General features: G+C 64.5%; 16 protein-coding genes. 8 read left to right on the top strand and 8 right to left on the bottom strand.

Annotated features, from left to right (window positions below):
* Positions 1-33 precede the first annotated feature (33 nt).
* A complete protein-coding gene (locus tag EO99_RS0102435) occupies positions 34-1,374 on the top strand; it encodes an MmgE/PrpD family protein (RefSeq protein WP_029617056.1) in 1,341 nt (446 codons plus the stop codon).
* 20 nt (positions 1,375-1,394) lie between these two features.
* On the opposite strand, the gene EO99_RS0102430 is transcribed toward EO99_RS0102435, so the two are convergent.
* From EO99_RS0102430 to EO99_RS0102405, 6 genes are all read right to left on the bottom strand, one after another.
* Complete coding sequence (locus EO99_RS0102430) at positions 1,395-2,330, bottom strand: LysR family transcriptional regulator (RefSeq protein ID WP_077067026.1); 936 nt, start codon at positions 2,328-2,330, stop codon at positions 1,395-1,397.
* 228 nt (positions 2,331-2,558) lie between these two features.
* Complete coding sequence (locus EO99_RS0102425; RefSeq protein WP_029617054.1) at positions 2,559-4,010, bottom strand: amidohydrolase family protein; 1,452 nt, start codon at positions 4,008-4,010, stop codon at positions 2,559-2,561.
* Entirely contained in the window at positions 4,007-5,575 is a 1,569-nt protein-coding gene (locus tag EO99_RS0102420; RefSeq protein WP_081851964.1) for a gamma-glutamyltransferase family protein, read from the bottom strand. The genes EO99_RS0102425 and EO99_RS0102420 overlap by 4 nt, the downstream gene beginning before the upstream one ends.
* Before the next feature lie 94 nt (positions 5,576-5,669).
* Complete coding sequence (locus EO99_RS0102415) at positions 5,670-6,692, bottom strand: ABC transporter substrate-binding protein (protein ID WP_029617052.1); 1,023 nt, start codon at positions 6,690-6,692, stop codon at positions 5,670-5,672.
* Between the two features lie 23 nt (positions 6,693-6,715).
* On the bottom strand, positions 6,716-7,492 hold the full coding sequence (locus EO99_RS0102410) for an ABC transporter permease (protein WP_029617051.1): 777 nt from the start codon (positions 7,490-7,492) through the stop codon (positions 6,716-6,718).
* Position 7,493: 1 nt separating this feature from the next.
* Complete coding sequence (locus tag EO99_RS0102405; protein ID WP_029617050.1) at positions 7,494-8,333, bottom strand: ABC transporter ATP-binding protein; 840 nt, start codon at positions 8,331-8,333, stop codon at positions 7,494-7,496.
* Positions 8,334-8,552: 219 nt separating this feature from the next.
* Between EO99_RS0102405 and EO99_RS0102395 the strand changes: the two genes are divergently transcribed.
* The gene (locus tag EO99_RS0102395; RefSeq protein ID WP_029617049.1) at positions 8,553-9,257 is read left to right on the top strand and encodes a GntR family transcriptional regulator; all 705 of its coding nucleotides are present in this window, start codon (positions 8,553-8,555) and stop codon (positions 9,255-9,257) included.
* 19 nt (positions 9,258-9,276) lie between these two features.
* Here EO99_RS0102395 and EO99_RS0102390 read toward each other — a convergent pair whose 3' ends face one another.
* Positions 9,277-9,678 carry a nuclear transport factor 2-like protein gene (locus tag EO99_RS0102390; protein ID WP_029617048.1) on the bottom strand — a complete coding sequence of 134 codons (402 nt, stop codon included), beginning with the start codon at positions 9,676-9,678 and terminating at the stop codon, positions 9,277-9,279.
* A gap of 79 nt (positions 9,679-9,757) precedes the next feature.
* Here EO99_RS0102390 and EO99_RS0102385 point away from each other — a divergent pair, with 79 nt between their 5' ends.
* Positions 9,758-10,999, top strand: coding sequence for an amidohydrolase family protein (locus tag EO99_RS0102385; protein WP_029617047.1), 1,242 nt, complete (start codon positions 9,758-9,760; stop codon positions 10,997-10,999).
* Positions 11,000-11,014: 15 nt separating this feature from the next.
* Here EO99_RS0102385 and EO99_RS0102380 read toward each other — a convergent pair whose 3' ends face one another.
* On the bottom strand, positions 11,015-11,959 hold the full coding sequence (locus EO99_RS0102380) for a sugar-binding transcriptional regulator (protein WP_029617046.1): 945 nt from the start codon (positions 11,957-11,959) through the stop codon (positions 11,015-11,017).
* Between the two features lie 388 nt (positions 11,960-12,347).
* Between EO99_RS0102380 and EO99_RS0102370 the strand changes: the two genes are divergently transcribed.
* From EO99_RS0102370 to EO99_RS0102350, 5 genes are all read left to right on the top strand, one after another.
* Complete coding sequence (locus EO99_RS0102370) at positions 12,348-13,982, top strand: ABC transporter substrate-binding protein (RefSeq protein ID WP_029617045.1); 1,635 nt, start codon at positions 12,348-12,350, stop codon at positions 13,980-13,982.
* Positions 13,983-14,080: 98 nt separating this feature from the next.
* Positions 14,081-15,082 carry an ABC transporter ATP-binding protein gene (locus EO99_RS0102365; protein WP_037110907.1) on the top strand — a complete coding sequence of 334 codons (1,002 nt, stop codon included), beginning with the start codon at positions 14,081-14,083 and terminating at the stop codon, positions 15,080-15,082.
* A complete protein-coding gene (locus EO99_RS0102360; RefSeq protein ID WP_029617043.1) occupies positions 15,079-16,065 on the top strand; it encodes an ABC transporter ATP-binding protein in 987 nt (328 codons plus the stop codon). Before EO99_RS0102365 ends, EO99_RS0102360 begins: the two co-directional genes overlap by 4 nt.
* A gap of 11 nt (positions 16,066-16,076) precedes the next feature.
* Positions 16,077-17,003 carry an ABC transporter permease gene (locus EO99_RS0102355; protein WP_029617042.1) on the top strand — a complete coding sequence of 309 codons (927 nt, stop codon included), beginning with the start codon at positions 16,077-16,079 and terminating at the stop codon, positions 17,001-17,003.
* A 10-nt stretch (positions 17,004-17,013) separates the two neighbouring features.
* Positions 17,014-17,895: an ABC transporter permease gene (locus EO99_RS0102350; protein ID WP_051679672.1), complete on the top strand. Its 882-nt coding sequence runs from the start codon at positions 17,014-17,016 to the stop codon at positions 17,893-17,895.
* The last annotated feature ends 8 nt before the right edge of the window (positions 17,896-17,903 follow it).

Below are 17,903 nucleotides of genomic sequence, written 5' to 3'. Positions count from 1 at the left end.
GCATGCTTCCAACGAGAAAACGACGAGATTGCAATGAGTACTGTTATCGAAGCCATCGCTGCCTGGTGCGCCGCTCCTCCGGCGATCTCGGACAACGCCAGGCGCCTGGCACGCGAGGCGATCGCAGACACCATCGCCTGCCTCTACGCCGGGCGCTCCGACGCCAGCACGCTTGCCGTCGCAGGCGCCTTCGGCTGGCAGCTCGCGGGGGAAGCACCGCTCGTCACCGGCGGCCGCCAGTCTCCCTCGGTCTCGGCGCTGGTCAACGGCACGGCCGCCCATGCGCTCGATTACGACGACAACTTCCGTCCCGGCATGAGCCACGCCTCGGCGGTGATCGTGCCGGCACTGCTGGCTGTCGCCGAGCGGTCGGGCGCCAGCGGTCGTGCCTTCGTGGACGCCTATCTCGTTGCCCTCCAGGCCCAGGCCTTCGTGGGCAGCGGCGTTGCCGGATCGCATTACACCGCCGGCTGGCACGGCACCTCCACAGTCGGCAGCATCGGCACGGCCGCAGGCGTCGCAAAGCTTTTGGGCATGGACGCCGATGGCATTGCGCGCGCCCTGTCGCTTGGCGCCAGCATGGCGTCCGGCACGAAGGGGCAGTTCGGCACGCCGGCCAAACCCTTCCATGCGGGCATGGCGGCGCGCAATGCCGTCGAGGCGGCGTTGCTGGCCGCCGAGGGCTTGCGCGGTCGTCTCGACATTCTCGAGGGTGCGCAGGGCTTTCTGGAAATGTTCGGTGGTGCCAGACCGAAAGGCTACGACGTCGCGGGTATCGCCGGCGACCGCGAGCACGTCATCGAGACGGATGGCCTGATGCCCAAACTGCACCCGTGCTGTGGCTCCACACATCTGATCATCGACGCCGTCCTGGAGCTGATGCGCGACGTGCCCGTCGACCCGGATGCGATCGTCTCCGCCGAGTGCCATGTCGGCATCGCCAATTTCCGCAACCTCGCCTATCCCGAGCCGCGCGACGAGATGGAAGCGCGCTTTTCCATGCAGTACTGCCTGGCGCTGGCGCTGCGCAAGAAGCAGCTCTCGCTCTCCGATTTCACCCTGCCGACCGTCGAAATCCTCGCCCGGGACCCGCTCTTACGCAAGATTTCGATGACCCATTACAGTGCGGCCGAGGAGGAGCGGGCCACGAGCTATCTGCCGCACCGGCTGCGCATCACGCTCGAGGATGGCAAGACGCATGAGGTGGAGCGCGCCTTTGCCCGTGGCGGCCGCGCCGATCCGTTTTCGGATGATGACCGGCGGATGAAGTTCGTCGATTGCCTCGAAGGGATCGAAAGCCCCATGTCCATCTATGCCGCCATCACTGCCCTGGACGAGCAGCCGGACCTCGATTTCCTGTCCGTTCTGTTCTAGAGCCTGGACCGGCGTCCGTGCTAGGCCGCGGGCAGGATGACCCGGTCGGCGAGCAGGCCGACCTCTTCGGCCTGCTTCCAGAACTGACCCGCCTGCCTGCAACGCTGGCGGTAGGATCGATAGAGCCTGATTTCGACCTCCATGTCGAAGGACGGATCTCCCGCCCGGACAAGCTGCCCCGTCTCCAGCTCATGGACGGCAAGGCTTTCCGGTATCCATGCAACGCCGTGTCCCGAGACCGCCATGGCCTTCAGCGCCGCCGACATCGCATTCTCGTAAACGGTGTTCAGGCGGAGCGCCTTGCGTTCGAAGACGGTCTTCGGCAGGGCCTGGGCAAAGAAGGAACTGTCCCGGTAGCTCAGGTAGTTGACCAGCCTGCCGTCGGCCCGCACGTCGTGCAGCGGCTCGCCATTGTCCGACGGCGCTGACACGGCGATGACCAGTTCGGACCCGAGCGTCAGATAGTCGTGCTCGCACAGGTCTCGGATGGCGGGAACGGAATCATGCGCATAGATCAGCAGGAAGTCGCATTCGTTGCGAAACAGGGTCGCGACGTTGTTGGAAAATGAGGAATAGGCCTCGGTGAAGCGAGTGCGGAACGGCCCTCCATGCGCTTCGATCTTCTCCATCCAGGCGGGGAAGAAGGTCAGCACGAGCGTGCTCATGGTGGCGAAGGAAAGAACGTCTTCTGCCGAGGCGTGAGCTTCGATGGCCTCCTCGCGCAAGGCGCGGAGCATGTCGACGCTCTTGCGCGCCTTGGGCAGAAAGCTGTCGCCCGCGAGCGTGAGTTTGACCGGATAGGTCGAACGATCCACCAGCGGCACGCCGACCCATTGCTCCAGCTGCCGGATACGGCGGCTGAGTGCGGACTGCGTGATGTTTCGGTCATCTGCGGCAAGCGTGAAGTTCATGAAATGCGCCAGGCTGACGAAGTCTTCGAGCCACTTCAGTTCCATCCAGCTTTCTCCAATCAAATCGCAACAGAGTTAAACTGACGTTGGGTCGCAGGACAATGCCATCCTTGCTGACCGCGTCGCTGTGCGGTCACCGCAGATACCTTTCTCCCATGGCTTCGAAGGGGCAAGCCCGACCGGGTGGATTCTGGGGGTTTCCAACAGACTGTCAGGTTTTCAGGTCTTTGCGGCATCGCAAAGGCGACGTATCGCCTGACGCGGCTGCGCGAACTAGCAGCAGCCGATGAAGGCCCCGTTCCATTCGGCGAGTGCGGCCTCGATCCGGGGCCAATCCCGGGTCAGGGCGGCGTGATCCTGCATCGACTGGCGGTAGCTGCTGCGCAGCTGGTTTTCTGCGGCCTGGAGGTCGACGTTGGGCAGGTTGCCGTTGGCGACGATGGTTTGCCCCGCGACGATCACCTGCAGGACATGCCTTGCGGTTGCACGCGCAAAGAAGAGGTCGACCGGTTCCACCTCCATGATCCTGTCGCGATCGAGGCGGTCGTAGTCGAGCTGGAGAAAGTCCGCCGGTTCTCCGACGGCAATCTTGCCGGTCCCGGGCATGCCGATCGCCTGCCGTCCGTGGGCAATGCTCTGCAGGAGAAAGTCCGGCCGCGACCAGGTCTGCGCAAAACCCGTATCGCCGTGCAGGGCGTTGGCGAGGCGGATCTCGCGGATCATGTCGTCGTCCTCGTCGAAGGCCTGCCCGTCGACGCCGATGGCAACGCTGCAGCCGCGCTGCCAGGCGTCGGCGACGGGTCCGAGCCCGGAACGGAGATGCAGATTGGATCCGGAGTTCGTGACGATGCGGCAGCCCGCTTCAGCGATCATGTCCAGTTCGTGCGGGCGGGCATGGACGCAGTGCGCGAGCGTCAGCCGCGGCGAGAGCAGCCCGATATCCTTCAGGTAGGTGACGATCCCTTGCGGGAACGTGAGATCCGCCCATCGCCTCTGGTAGGGCGTCTCGAGGAGATGCATGTGGACCCTGCGGCCGGTTTCGGCAGAACGCCAGGCAACGGCCCGCAGCAGTTCGTCGGAGCACCATTGCACCCCGGCCGGTCCGAACTGCACGTCGACCATCGGTCCCTGGATGGCTTCGGCGATCTGTTCCGTCGTCTCGATCAGGCGCGCGGGAGAGAGCGGTGGCCGGCAATAGGTATCGCGCAGCAGGGCTGCGATATCCGCCGGCAGCTTGTCGAGCAAGGCCGTTTCGTCGCCGTAGACGAGCGGGTTGCGGTCGCGGATGGCCGGCGCAAAGGCAATCCGCAGTCCAACGTCCTGGGCTGCCCGTGCCACCTCGCGGGCCTCGTCGACGGGATCGCGCTTGCCGCTCGGCCGTGTGTAATGGACCATGACCGCGCCGCAGCCCGACAGGGCCGCGCGTGCGAGCGGTGCCACGGCAGCCGTGTAGGCATCCGGCGGCGTGGCCAGGATCGTGCGCGGCAGCCATGCCTCCAGAGGCAGGAAGGCTGTCCCGAAGGATGACATCGGCAGCGGCCGGACATGGTCATGGGCGTTGGCCAGCGCCGGCATCACCAGGGTCCGCCCGGTCGCGACCGTCTCCGCACCGGCATCTTCCACGGCCGTGATGACGCCGTCCTGCCAGCGGATGCGGCGGTTCTGCTGCGGGCCCTCAGGCTCGCCGATCGTGTGGGAGGCTAAGAGTTCTCCGGACCTGCTCATGCATGCCGACCGGGTGTTCCGGTGACAATCGCGGCGCCGCCTTCCCCGCGGGGATCATGGGCGCCTTCCACCGTTCCATCGGTGGCCAGGCGGATCACGCCTGCCTGACCGAAAATCGGGGAGAGGGCGGGAAGCATGGCAACCTCGTGGCCGAGCGCCGAAAGCGCGCCGGTCTGTTCGGCACCGAGCGAGCCTTCGATCTTCAGGCTGTCACGGCTGTCGGAGAAGGTCCGTCCCAGGAGGAAGCGCGGCTGGGCTAGCGCCTGCTCGGGCGTCATGCCGTCGTCGAGCAGGCTGGTCAGCAGCACGGACAGCGTCTGCGGCTGTCCGTCGGCGCCCTGCGTGCCGTAGAGGAGGCAGGGTGCTCCGTCGCGGATCGCGATCCCCGGGTTGAGGGTGTAGAAGGGGCGCTTGCCGGGCGCGAGGCAGTTGGGGTGACCGGGTTCAGTCGAAAAAGCCGCGCCGCGGTTTTGCCAGAGGATGCCCGTTCCGGGAACGGTGACGCCACTGCCCCAGTCGAAATAGGTGCTCTGCAGGACGCTGACGCAACGCCCCGCAGAGTCGGCGACGGCAAAGAAGACGGTGTCTGCAGTATTGCCCGGATGGGGCCAGGGCATGGCGGATGCGGGATCGATGTTGCGCGCGGCGGCGTCGAGCGTGCCCGCTTCGAGCATGTCTGCGGCCGGGTCATTTTTTCCGGTATCGAAATCCGGATCGCCGATCGATGACCGGTTCAGGAATGCTTGCTTCGTCGCCTCCACCAGCAGATGCATGCGGGCGGAACTCGCCGGGTCGGTCTCTGCGAGATTGAAGCGGGAGAGAATGCCCATGATGGCGAGCGTCGCGCAGCCCTGCGTCGGCGGCGGCGGCGCCAGGAGCAGCGTGCCGCGGTAGTCGAGCGCCAGCGGATCGACCTCGCGCGTGCGGGTGGCGGCAAGATCCGCGGCATTGAGCGGCGAGCCTGCTTTCGCGAGACCGTCGGCGATCGCTTCAGAGAGGGGGCCGTCGTAGAAGCTGCGGTACCCGTCGTTTGCAAGGCACCGGAGGCTTGCGGCCAGCTCCGGCTGGCGCAGCAGGCCCGCGTCGCTGCGATGGTCGAAGATCTCGGCAAATCCTGGCCATGCGGGATGCTCTCGCGCCCGAAAGTCCAGCCAGAAATCCTGGGATCCGCTTGGGACATAGCCGGCATCCGCCAGTTCGATGGCAGGCGACAGGAGGTCCGCAAAGCGTTCGCGGCCATCCCAGTTCGCTTCGCTGAAGGCGAGTGCATGACCCCAGCTGTCGACGGCGCAGGCGGAGGTCAGCATGGAGGACGGGCCGCGGGTGGGGATGGCTCCGCTCGTGGCAGTGACCCCGGCGGCAGCCTGGCCGATGCCCAGAAAGCAGCGCTGCCGTCCCTCCCGGTCGCAGACAAGCCAGACGACATCGCCGCCCAGGCCGCAGAAATGGGGCATGACCACCGCCAGTGTCGCGGCGACGGCGACAGCCGCTTCGATGGCATTGCCGCCGCGCGCCAGCACGGCTCTGCCAGCTTCGGTCGCCAGCGGGTGGGGGCTGACGACCATGCCTGATCCCGATGGGTGAGGGCCGACTGACTGCATGTGGCGTGCTCGTTCGAGTTGGGGCCGGCGGCAGGATGCCGCCGGCGAGGTCAGGAGATCAGTTCGCCGTGTAGGTGAGCTTGCGCTCTTCGATCGGCGGCAGGAACTGGCGGTCGAAGATCTGCTCCGCCGTCGGCTTGGAGGGCAGCTGATAGCCTTCCGCCACGATGTCGATCGAGCGGGCAAGGCGGCTGTCATCGAGATCGCCGAGGCCGAGCTTTTCGACTTCCGGGGAGACGATCAGGTTCTCGTAGGAGAATTTCAGGCGATCGTGCTCGAGGTCCCGCTTCACGAGGTTGTCGAAGGCGACGACGGAATCCATTCCCTTTTCGGTGTCGAGACCGATTTCGATCGCCGCCTTGTTGACGGCGCGCACCAGGCCGGCGACGGCCTCGGGGTTCTCGGCGATCAGCTTCTGCGAGACCATCAGGCCGTTCGAGTAGAGATCAAGGCCGTGATCCCCAAACAGCAGCCAGTTGTAGTCGTTTGCCGGATCCTGGCGGTTGTTGATCAGGTTGAACCAGCTGGTGATGTTGAACACCAGGGCGCCGTCGATGTCGCCCTTGATCAGCATCGGTTCCTGCAGGTTGGGACCCATGTTGTCGATCTGGACCTGGGTCATGTCGACGTCGTTGAGGGTGGCGAGAACGGTCACCAGCCGGGTCGTGGGGGTGCCCTGTGCGCCACCGAGCGTCTTGCCGACGAGGTCGGCCGGCGTCGTGATGTTGGTCTCCTTCTTGCTCACGATCGCGAAGGGTGGCTTGTTCCAGAGCTGGTAGACCATGACCGGGGCTTCATCCGGGCGGGTCGCGGCATTCTGGATGATGGCGTTGATGTCGCCGAAGCCCGCATCATAGGTGCCCGACATGATGCGGGTCACGGTTGCCGCCGAACCTTCGCCCTGGTCGATGGTCACGTCGAGACCTTCAGCCTCGAAGTAGCCGGCCTCCTTGGCTAGCAGGAAGGCGGCGTCCGATCCTTGCGTCTTCCAGCCCAGCGTGAACTTGATGGCGGTGTCTGCAAGCGCCGCGCTGTTCAGGCAAAGGCCTAGAGCGACGGTGGAGAGAAATGTCTTCAGCATGTTGAGCTCCGATTGTTCGAGGGTCAGGCAGTGGTGGTGATATCGTTGCGGCGGTTCGCCCAGCCGGCGACACGCATTTCGACGAGAGAGAAGGCGGCGTAGAGAAGGACGCCGAGCACCGCGAGGATGAACAACCCCGCAAAGACCAGCGGCACGTCGAAATTGGAGGAGGCCGTCATCATCACGTTGCCGATGCCGCGGTTGGAGGCGACGGTCTCCGACAGGACGGAGCCGACGAAGGCAAAGGTCGCGGCAATTTTCAGCGAGGCGAAGAAGAAGGGCATGGTGCGCGGCAGACCGACATTCCACAGGATGTCCAGCTTGCTGGCGCCCATCGACTTCAGGACGTCCTCGAGTTCCGGTTCGGTGGTGGCAAGGCCCGTCGCGATGTTGACGACGATCGGGAAGAAGCACATCGCCAGCGCCGTCAGGATTGCAGGCACGGAACCGGATCCGAACCAGAGGACGAAGATCGGCACGACGGCGACCTTGGGGATCGAGGAAAAGCCGATCAGCAGGGGATAGGCGGTGTCATAGGCAATCCGCGAGGTGCCGATGCAGGCGCCGATCAGCAGGCCGACCGTGACGCCGAGCAGGAAGCCCACCATCGTCGTCCACAGTGTCTGCAGGATATGCGGCCACAGGACGTCGAAGCGGCCCACCAGCGTCGCCAGGATCTGCGAGGGGCGGGGCAGGACGAGATCGGAGACCTGTAGCGCGATGCAGAGAATTTCCCAGAGGCCGAAGAAGGCGAGGATCAGGAAGGCCGCCCAGAAGCGGCGGCGAATGGCGTAGGACATCTCAGGCCTCCTCGGTGGCGACGTCGGTGCGGGCATCGATGATCAGCTCCCGCAGGCGCTGGTTCAGCGCCGTGAAGTCCGGCTCGAAGGTCATCGGAACCGTACGGGGACGGGCAAAATCGACCGTGCTGTCGTCGATGATCCTGCCGGGGCGGGCACTCATCACGCAGATGCGCGATGCCAGGAAGCCGGCTTCCTTGAGGTCATGCGTCACCAGCAGGACGGTCGGCTTGCGCTTCATCCAGAGCGACTGCATCGTCGCCCAGAGTTCTTCGCGGGTGAACTGGTCGAGCGCGCCGAAGGGTTCGTCGAGCAGGAGAAGGCTCGGGTCATGCACGAGCGCACGGCAGAGGTTGGCGCGCTGCAGCATGCCGCCGGAGAGCTGCCAGGGGTAATGGTTGGCGAAGCGCTCCAGCCCGACGTCGGCCAGAAGGGCGTGCACCCGATCCCGATACTCGGTATTCTTCTTGGAACGGTACTGCGAGCGGAACGGGCGGACGATCTTCAGCGGCAGCATGACATTGCGTTCGATGGTCAGCCACGGCAGAAGGGTCGGGTTCTGGAAGGCCATGCCGATGCGCAGGGCCTTGGCACCGACCTCCTTGCCGCCGACGATCACCGCCCCGCGGCTCGGCTGCAGCAGGCCGCTGGCCAGCTTCAGGATCGTCGACTTGCCGCAGCCGGACGGGCCGACCAGCGCGAGGAACTCGCCCTCGGCAATCTTGAGACTTGTTTCCTGCAGCGCGGCGACCGCCTTTTCCCCGCGACCGAAGGATACGGCCGCCTGGGACAGTTCCACTGCCACGGGATGCCTGTCTCCCGTTTCTGAAAAATCGATCATGCACCTCACCTTGAGCTTTCGTTAGAACTGCATGCAACAGGCATGCCAAGTTCAAGTTGCTGCTGGACTCCCGCAACAACAGCACTTTCGTCGCCGTGGAATGTCCATGCATAAAGTGCATGCAATTTTTATGGGCACTCTGCATTCGGATGGAGCAGCGAGGCGAGTTGAAAAAGCCGCAGGGGTGGATTATCCAGAGCGGCATGAAGGGAACCAGCCATGGCATCTGAGAAGCGTCAGCCGCGGAGCGAGATCGATCGCGTCCAGGGCATCTGCCACGCCCTTCGCAAGGCCATCATCGAGCGCGCTTTGCTGCCGGGGGACCGACTGCCCGAGGATGCGCTGGGTGAGCGCTTCGGCGTCAGCCGGACGATCGCCAGGCATGCGCTGGGCCAGCTGGCGGCGGAAGGTCTGGTGGATCTGAGGCGCAACCGTATTGCCGTCGTGGTGACGCCGTCTTTCGAGGATGCGAGAGACATCTTCGACATCCGCGTCGACCTGGAGCGGCAGGTGGTGCGCCATCTGGCGGGGAAACTCACGGACGCGCAGGTCAAGCAGTTGAAGGCGATCGTCGAGGCGGAGCATGAAGCGCGCCACGGCGCGGAAGGCACGTCCATTCGGTTGGCCACGGAATTCCATGTCCGGCTGGCGGAAATGACCGGCAAGCCCATTCTCGTCCGCTATGTCACGGAGATCTGCTACCGCGCCGGACTATCGCTGTCGGCCTTTGCGCGTCCGCATTCTTCCGATTGTGCGGTCAGCGAGCATCTGGAACTGATCGAGGCCATCCAACAGGGTCCTGCGGAGCGGGCCTGTGCTCTGATGGACCAGCATCTCGAGGCCGTTGCGTCGCGCGCGCTGCTGCAGAGTGCGGGCGCAAGAAGCCGGGATCTGATGAATATCCTGGCCCCTTACGCCGATTGAGCTCGCTCAGGCGCCGGCGTTACTGCCGGGCGCAGGAGGGGTCGAGGATCCACTCGGCGCTATCGTTCCAGACGTCCGTCTCGACGATGAGGCCGTCGCGCACGACGAAGCGGTCCACATAGCGATTGTTGTCGAAGGCCCGGCCATCCGGCCATTCGCCGTAGAGGTATCCGAGGCTGTAGACGATCGTCTCGTTCTCGCCCGGCATCACATCGTAATGCACGATGCGCTTCTTCACCCATTTGTAGCGGGCGGCGTTGAAGCCCGTGGGGCCGCTCGGCGTATCGAACACCCGGTTGCCGGTGAACCTGCAGACAAAGGCCGCATCCACATATTGCGCTGCCCGCACGGGGTCGGGAGCCATGGAGGCGTCCAGGTAATCCTTGACGGCCTGAAGGTCTCGCTGGGCACGGTCGTTCATTTCATATCCCCGTCTGTTGCCAGGATCGGCAATTAATTGCATACAGTTACTCTATTCAATTTCCAGTCCGGCTTCAAGCATGAGTTCAGTTCCTCTCTTTGACATCCTCATCCGGAACGCCACCCTGCAGGGTGATCCGTCCCTGGTGGACATCGGCATCCGCGACGGACGCGTCGCCGAGATCCTTCCGGTCGCGCAGCGGCAGGAAACGAAGGCCCGTGTTGAAGAGGATGCCGGCGGCCGCCTGGTGCTGCCGGGCTTCGTGGATACCCATGTCCACCTCGACAAATCCTGCCTTCTCGCCTGCTGCCGGGGCGGCGGGGGAGGGCTGAAGGGCGCCGTTTCGGCGGTCTCGCGTCTGAAACAGGATTTTACCGAAGAAGACGTCTACCGCCGCGGGGCGCGGACCATCGAAATGGCCATCCTGCAGGGCACGATGCACATGCGCACGCATGTCGAGGTCGATCCCCGCGTCGGCCTGCGCAGCTTTGCGGCCATCCAGCGGCTGAAGCGCGATTATGCCTTCGCCATCGACCTTTCGATCTGCGTCTTTCCGCAGGAGGGCCTCCTCAACGATCCCGGCACCGAGGCGCTGCTGGAGCAGGCGCTGGACGGTGGCGCCGATCTTCTCGGCGGCTGCCCCTATACCGACAGCGACCCGTCGGCCCACATGGAGCGGATCTTCGCGATGGCGCAAAGCCACGACGTCGATCTCGACTTCCACCTGGATTTCGATCTCGATCCCAGCTGGACCCATATGGACGAGATCTGCCGCCTGGCGGAGGCGCAGGGCTGGCAGGGGCGCGTGGCGATCGGACATGTCACCAAGCTCGCCGCCATGGACGAGGATGCCTTCGAGCGGCATGTGACGCGGCTCGCCGCTGCCGGGGTCGCGGTCACGGCCCTGCCATCGACCGATCTCTATCTCAACGGGCGCGACAAGGGGTTCCGTGCCGTGCGCGGTGTAGCGCCCGTCCACCTCCTGGCGGAGCGGGGCGTCACGGCCTCCATCGCAACGAACAACGTGCTGAACCCGTTCACGCCCTACGGCGATTGCTCCCTGCTGCGCATGGCCAATCTCTACGCAAACCTCATGCACCTGGGCCCGGACGGTTTTTCCCAGTGCCTTCGCCTGATCACGCAGGACGCGGCCCGGCTGATGCGGATCGAAGACTATGGCATCGCGCCTGGCCATGCCGCCGATCTCATCGTTCTCGATGCGACCGACGAAGACGAGGCCTTCGGCAGCATCGCGCCCGCCCAGATGGGCTTCAAGAACGGCCGCAAGACGTTCGAGAGACAGGCGCGGATCCTGCGCTGACCCTGCGCGACAGGGTCAGGATTTCGGTGCGTTCAGAAGCCAGCGGGCCGTGTCGGAATCGGTGATCAGCGTGGTGGCCAGCTTGCCCCGCAGCGCTGCCCCCACGACGCGGCGTTTGTGGATTCCGCCCGAGGCGATGATGCGGGTCTTGATCCGGCGATAGCTCTCCAGATCAGGCGATATGACCTGCCTGTTGAGGGGGTGCTCGGTGGGGCTCCCGTTGTCATCCAGATAGTAGCCGAGCAGGTCGCCGACGGCGCCGGAACGGGCCAGATCGTCGATATTCACCGTCGCCGGAAGACCGTAGCGGATCTGCAGGGATTTTCCCGTCAGGTCGCCGACGCTCAGGTAGGAAAGGTCGACGGACGCTGCCGCCTGCAGCAGTTCGTCGAAAACGGACTGTGCGGCGATCTGGTCTCGGGAGGCGGCGCTGTCGGCATAGACGGGGGCCGCAAAATAGTGGCAGCGGGCGTTCAGCACTTCGGCAAAACTGCGCACGATATCGAACGTGTTGATCTCCACGCCCCGGGTCAGGCCTCCCATCATCGAGTAGACCTCCAGATCGGGCATGTGCTTGCGGGTCATCTGATGAACCGTCTCGCGCAGGGTGGTGCCCCAGCCGACGCCGATCGATTTCGGTCGCTGGACCTCCAGGAAACGATCCAGGAAGGCCGCTGCTGCCCGCCCCAGAACGGCGTGCAGCAGTTCCTGGTCGACCGGGGTGGAGACCACCACGGCCTCTTCGAGGTCGAAGGCCTCGCAGAGATCGCTTTCCAGCTGCACGTTCTCCGTCAGGGGCGACGTGAATGTCACCCGGACATGGCCGCAGGCCAGAGCCTCCGCCAGGAGCTCGTTGATCCTGCGTCGCGTCAGGTTCATCCGCACGGCAATCTGGGCCTGTGTGAGCCCTTCCACATGGTAGAGCCAGGCAGCCTTCACCATCAGATCCGTCGCAGCCATCTTCGCACCCTCCCAGATGTCACACTGACGTTACACTTGTAACCTATCCGTTTGTCAACGCTCCTTCTCACAAGAAAGAGCCGACAGCAATGACCTTCGCCCGGCGGCGAGCCGACCCAAGGCGGCAGTGCAGGTAGATGGAAGTGCAGGTACGTCCATGATTACAGGACCGACGATCCCCGAAGGCAAAGGCGCGCTGACAGCCAGTCCACCTCTGGCTGAGAGCATCGTGCAGGGGGCACCGCAGGTCGCGACTTGAACTCACCCCTCGCGGTCTTCGCGACGGGTGTCACCCAAAATTCACGCAGTCATTACGAAACCGACGTTTCGGAAGATCAGGGTACTCGCGCCCAGCTTCTGGCCGTCTATCTGAAAAGAGAGGATCACCATGTTGTCCATTACACGACGTAGCGCTCTCGGCTTGCTCGGAGCAAGCGCCGGCAGTCTTATCCTGCCGCGCATGGCGTTCAGCCAGAGCAAGCGCCCCTCCGTCACCATCGCCGTGCAGAAGATCACCAACAACAACACGCTCGACATCTGGAACGAGCAGTCGAACGTCGGTGAGCGCATCTTCTTCCCGAACTTCTGGGAAGGCCTGATCCAGCGCGACTGGATGGGCAATCAGGGTCCGGTTCCGGGTCTTGCGACCGAATGGAAGCGCATCGATGACAAGACGCTGGAGCTGAAGCTGCGCCAGGGCGTCAAGTTCCACAATGGCGACGAGCTGACCGCCGAAGATGTCGCATTCAGCTTCTCCAAGGAACGCGTCTTTGGAAACACGGAGCCATCCGGCGGCAAGACCATTTTTGAAGACGATCACAAGCCGACGACTGCCAAGGAACTGCCGGCCGCCGTGCCCGGCATCGGCCGCCGCCTGTGGCCTGCGCTGGCCGGTATCGAAGTCGTCGACAAATATACCGTGCGCCTGCACAACGCGACGCCTGATGTGACGCTGGAAGGTCGCCTCTATTCCGGCGGCAGCCAGATTGCCAACCGCAGGGCTTGGGACGAAGCCGCCACCTACAATGACTGGGCGCGCAAGCCGATCACCACCGGCCCCTACATGGTCGGCGACTACAAGCCGGATGTCTCGCTGACGCTGGTTGCCTTCGACGAGTATTGGGGCGGCCGCCCGCCGCTCGAGGAGATCCGCTTCGTGGAAGTTCCCGAAGTGGCTTCGCGCGTCAACGGCCTCCTCTCCGGCGAATACGACTTCGCCTGCGACCTGCCGCCGGACCAGATTGCCGCCATTCAGTCGACGCAGGGCTTCGAAGTCCAGAGCTCGACGATCTGGAACCATCGCGTCTCGGTCTTCAACACGCAGAACGAGATCCTCGCCAATCCGCTGGTCCGCCGCGCCATGACCCATTCGATCGACCGCAAGGCGATCGTCGACGCGCTCTGGGCCGGTCAGACCGTGATCCCGGCCGGCCTGCAGTTCGAATCCTTCAAGGAATCGGACATGTTCATCGAGGGCTGGGCGCCGCCGGAATTCAACCCCGAACTCGCTCGCGACCTGCTGAAGCAGGCAAACTACAAGGGCGACGCCATCCCTTACCGCCTGCTCAACAACTACTATACGAACCAGACGCCGAACGCGCAGATCATGGTCGAGATGTGGAAGCAGGTCGGTCTCAACGTCGAGATCGAAATGAAGGAAAACTGGGGTCAGATCCACGAGCCGGCGGGCGTCAAGGGCGTGCGCGACTGGTCTGCATCCAACACCATCAACGACCCGATCACGCCGCTCGTCGTGCAGTTCGGTCCGAACGGTGAAGTCCAGCAGAAGAAGGACTGGACCAATGCCGAGGTCAACGAGCTCTCCGTGGTCATGGAGACCTCGACCGACCGTGCGCTGCGCAAGAAGGCGATCGCCCGCATGCTGGAAATTTGCGAGCGCGAAGACCCCGTCTACCAGGTCCTGCACCAGAACGCCGTCTTCACTGGCATGAAGTCCTCCCTCAAGTGGAAGGCTGCTCCGGCCTTCGCCATGGACTTCCGCGCCACCAACTGGTCGAGCTGACCATAGCTCGGATGGGGCGGCACCCTTCACGGGTGCCGCCTTTCCTCGAACTGGGCGCTGGATGATCCGGCGCTGCAATGACGAAGGCGTCTGGAGCAATGAAATCCAATTTCGTGGAACTGCGCGACCTCAGGGTGGCGTTTGACGGAGTGCAGGTGTTGCACGGCATCCATCTCGATGTTGCACCTGGCGAGGCAGTCGGCCTGGTCGGTGAATCCGGCTGCGGCAAGTCCGTGACCTGGCTCGCCGCGCTCGGACTGTTGCCGGGCAAGGCCGAGGTCTCGGGATCCGTGCGCGTCTCTGGGCAGGAGATCTGCAATGCCGGTCGCGGTGCGCTCGAGGCGGTGCGGGGCGGCAAGATCGCCATGATCTTCCAAGATCCCTCCAGCTCCCTCAATCCCGTGCTGCGCATCGGTCGGCAGATTGCCGAGGCACTCTTCATCCATCGCGGCCTTAAGGGTGCGGCGGCCAGGACAGAGGCTCTTCGCCTGATGGACCTGGTCGGCATCCCCGATGCCCACCGCCGCTTCGATCATTTCCCGCATGAATTCTCCGGTGGCCAGTGCCAGCGTCTGATGATCGCCATGGCGCTGGCGGGCGAGCCGGACCTGCTGATTGCCGATGAGCCGACGACGGCGCTCGATGCGACGATCCAGGCGCAGATCCTCGATCTGCTCAATCGGCTGCGGGCGGAGACGGGGCTGGCGCTGGTCTTCATCAGCCATGACCTCGGGGCCGTATCGCAGGTCTGCGAGCGGGTCTGCGTGATGTACGCGGGACGCATCGTCGAGCAAGGCACCGTCTCGGAGCTCTTCTCCGAGCCGCGGCATCCCTATACGCGTGGCCTCTTTGACGCCATCCCGATGCTGGACGGGCCACGCAGCCGCATGGTCCCCATTCCGGGGACGGTTCCCAATCCACGCCACCTTCCGGCCGGCTGTTCCTTTTCTCCCCGGTGCGCGAATGCCGTGGAACTCTGCCGGCATGACATGCCGGCGCTTCACCATGACGGCGCCGACCGCGGCCTGGCCTGTCACCGGCCCGTCGGCACGGCTCCCGGCCGCCTGTCTCAGACCCGAATTCTGGAATCGATACAGTGACTGCTCCCATTCTTGAAGCAACCAATCTCGTCCGTGTCTATCCGGGCAGGCGCCGCCTGATCGGCAAGGCGGCACCGGTCCGCGCCGTGGCCGGCGTGACGCTGCGGGTGATGCCGGGCGAGGTGCTGGGCATCGTCGGTGAATCCGGTTCGGGAAAATCGACGCTCGGCCGCATGCTGCTGGGCATCGATCCGGCCGATGGCGGTGAGGTGCGTTTCGACGGAAACCCGATGCCAAGGTTCGGCACCGCCGAATGGCGGGCGCTGCGGGCGAAGATGCAGCTCGTCTATCAGGATCCGCTGGCGGCCCTCGACCGTCGCCTGACGATCGCCCGCCAGATCGGCGAACCGCTCGACATCCATCAGATCGTCCCCCGCGAACACCAGCAGGCACGGATCGATGAACTCATGGATGCCGTCGGTCTGCGCAAGGACCAGGGGGATCGCTATCCGCACGAGCTGTCCGGCGGGCAGCGCCAGCGGGTGGTGATCGCCCGGGCTCTGGCCTCCCGGCCGAAGCTCCTCGTCTGCGACGAGCCGGTATCGGCGCTCGACGTGTCGATCCAGGCGCAGGTGGTCAACATGCTGCGCGACCTTCAGGAGCGCAACAGGATCGCCATGGTGTTCATCAGCCATGACCTGAAGGTGGTGCGCAACATCGCCGACCGGGTGGCGGTGATGTACCTCGGGCGCATCGTCGAGGAGGCGTCGTCCGACGTCGTCTTCAAGGCCCCGCAGCACCCCTACACCAAGGCGCTCGTCTCCAGCGTCCCGGTTCCGGGCAAGACGCTCGAGGGGCGGATGATCCTGCAGGGCGAACCGCCGAACCCGGCAAATCCGCCCTCCGGCTGCGTCTTTCATCCGCGCTGCCCGTTTGCGTTCGATCTCTGCCGAACCGCGGTGCCGACGCTTCGTCACACCGGACCTGACAGAACTGCTGCCTGCCACCTGGTGCCGGGCGATGCAGAACCTGTCGCAGCCTGAGCGAGACCGTCATGTTCGTGTTTTTCCTCACCCGATTGTTGCGTGCCGCGGTGACCATTCTCGCCGTCGTGACCTTCGCCTTCGTCGTCCTGCGAATGTCGGGCGATCCGGCACAGGTCCTCCTCGGGCCCGATGTGCCGCAGGAGGCGGTCGACGCCTTCCGCAAGCGCTGGGGTCTCGATCAGCCGCTCTGGATCCAGTATTTCGCCTATATCCAGTCGATGCTCTCTGGTGATTTCGGGGTCTCGATGCGTGACAGGTCGCCAGCCATCGAACTGGTGATGCAACGCGTGCCGGCCACCCTGCAGCTTACCATTCCGGCCCTTATCCTGAAGCTCGTTATCGGCATACCGGCCGGCGTCTATGCCGCGCTGCACCGGCACAGCTTCGCCGACCGTGGCGTGATCCTGCTTGCCATCCTCGGCTTCACCATTCCCTCCTTCGTGATGGGGCTGCTGCTGGTGCTGATCTTCTCCGTAACGTTCGGCCTCCTGCCGTCCGGCGGGCAGGACACCTGGATGCATGGCATCCTGCCGACGATCACGATGAGCATCGGCGGGATCGGCATCCTGGCGCGCTTCTCGCGCAGCGCCATGATCGAGGTGCTGGGCCAGCCCTATGTCCGCACCGCCTCCGCCAAGGGAGTGACGTGGCCGGACGTCGTCTGGCGGCATGCGCTTCCCAATGCCTCCGTGCCGATCGTCACCATCGTCGGCTTCATGGTCGGCTCGCTGATCGCCGGTGCCGTCGTCGTGGAATCCATCTTCTCCTGGCCGGGGATCGGCCGCCTGCTGGTGGTCTCCGTGGGCAACCGCGATCTGGCGGTGGTGCAGTGCATCCTGCTGGTGATCGCCGTGACCATGGTGGTCTCCAACCTGATCGTCGACCTGCTCTACGGCTGGCTCGACCCGCGCCTTCGCGCGCAAACCGCGCATTGAGGAGAGCAACATGAGCTCGACACCGAGTGTTTCAACGCTGCCGCCGCGCCGCGGTTACTTCGCAGCCATCGCCACGCTTCGCCGGCATGTACCGCTGTCGGTCGGGCTTGGTCTCCTCTGGCTGCTGCTGATGGTGCTGATCGCGATCTTTGCGCCGCTGATCATGCCCTACAACATCACCGCCATGGACCTCAGCAGCCGGCTGGCGGCTCCGGGACATCCGTCCCATTGGCTGGGCACGGATGAACTCGGCCGCGATGTCCTGTCGCGACTGCTCCAGTCGATCCGGGTGTCGCTGGTGATTGCCTTCGGTGCGACCATCATCTCGGCGGTCTTCGGCACGACGCTCGGCTTTGCGGCTGCAAAATTTCGCGGTGCCGTCGAGCATCTGGTGCTGGTGCTCGCCGATTTCCAGGCGGCACTTCCCTTTCTCATCATGTCGCTCGCGGTGCTCGCCTTCTTCGGCTCCTCCATGCTGCTGCTCGTCTGCCTCATGGGTTTCTACGGCTGGGAGCGCTATGCCCGCATCGCCCGGGGACTTGCCATCTCGGCAAGCTCGCAGGGGTATGCGGCGGCGGTCGTCCAGCTCGGAGCGACACCGATGCGCGTCTACGTCCGGCACATCCTGCCGAATGTCGCCTCGACGCTGATCGTTTCCATGACGCTCACCTTCCCGGAAATCATCCTGATGGAAAGCGGCCTGTCCTTCCTCGGCCTTGGCGTTCAGCCGCCGGAATCGAGCCTTGGCAACATGGTCGGCTTCGGGCGCGAGTATCTGACCACGGCGCCCTGGATCATGCTCGCCCCCGCCTTCGTCATCATGGTCACCACCCTGTCCATCTCGCTTGCCGGGGACTGGCTCCGCGACAAGCTCGATCCGACCGTCCGCTGAACCTCTGT

Source organism: Pseudorhizobium marinum, assembly GCF_000705355.1.
Taxonomy (GTDB): Bacteria; Pseudomonadota; Alphaproteobacteria; order Rhizobiales; family Rhizobiaceae; genus Neorhizobium; species Neorhizobium pelagicum.
This window is presented reverse-complemented; position numbering and strand designations above follow the sequence as displayed.

Coding starts and splice junctions, on each gene's coding strand:
- EO99_RS0102435 (WP_029617056.1), top strand. CDS start 34: ATGAGTACTGTTATCGAAGCCATCGCTGCCTGGTGCGCCGCTCCTCCG.
- EO99_RS0102430 (WP_077067026.1), bottom strand. CDS start 2,330: ATGGAACTGAAGTGGCTCGAAGACTTCGTCAGCCTGGCGCATTTCATG.
- EO99_RS0102425 (WP_029617054.1), bottom strand. CDS start 4,010: ATGAGCAGGTCCGGAGAACTCTTAGCCTCCCACACGATCGGCGAGCCT.
- EO99_RS0102420 (WP_081851964.1), bottom strand. CDS start 5,575: ATGGTCGTCAGCCCCCACCCGCTGGCGACCGAAGCTGGCAGAGCCGTG.
- EO99_RS0102415 (WP_029617052.1), bottom strand. CDS start 6,692: ATGCTGAAGACATTTCTCTCCACCGTCGCTCTAGGCCTTTGCCTGAAC.
- EO99_RS0102410 (WP_029617051.1), bottom strand. CDS start 7,492: ATGTCCTACGCCATTCGCCGCCGCTTCTGGGCGGCCTTCCTGATCCTC.
- EO99_RS0102405 (WP_029617050.1), bottom strand. CDS start 8,333: ATGATCGATTTTTCAGAAACGGGAGACAGGCATCCCGTGGCAGTGGAA.
- EO99_RS0102395 (WP_029617049.1), top strand. CDS start 8,553: ATGGCATCTGAGAAGCGTCAGCCGCGGAGCGAGATCGATCGCGTCCAG.
- EO99_RS0102390 (WP_029617048.1), bottom strand. CDS start 9,678: ATGAACGACCGTGCCCAGCGAGACCTTCAGGCCGTCAAGGATTACCTG.
- EO99_RS0102385 (WP_029617047.1), top strand. CDS start 9,758: ATGAGTTCAGTTCCTCTCTTTGACATCCTCATCCGGAACGCCACCCTG.
- EO99_RS0102380 (WP_029617046.1), bottom strand. CDS start 11,959: ATGGCTGCGACGGATCTGATGGTGAAGGCTGCCTGGCTCTACCATGTG.
- EO99_RS0102370 (WP_029617045.1), top strand. CDS start 12,348: ATGTTGTCCATTACACGACGTAGCGCTCTCGGCTTGCTCGGAGCAAGC.
- EO99_RS0102365 (WP_037110907.1), top strand. CDS start 14,081: ATGAAATCCAATTTCGTGGAACTGCGCGACCTCAGGGTGGCGTTTGAC.
- EO99_RS0102355 (WP_029617042.1), top strand. CDS start 16,077: ATGTTCGTGTTTTTCCTCACCCGATTGTTGCGTGCCGCGGTGACCATT.
- EO99_RS0102350 (WP_051679672.1), top strand. CDS start 17,014: ATGAGCTCGACACCGAGTGTTTCAACGCTGCCGCCGCGCCGCGGTTAC.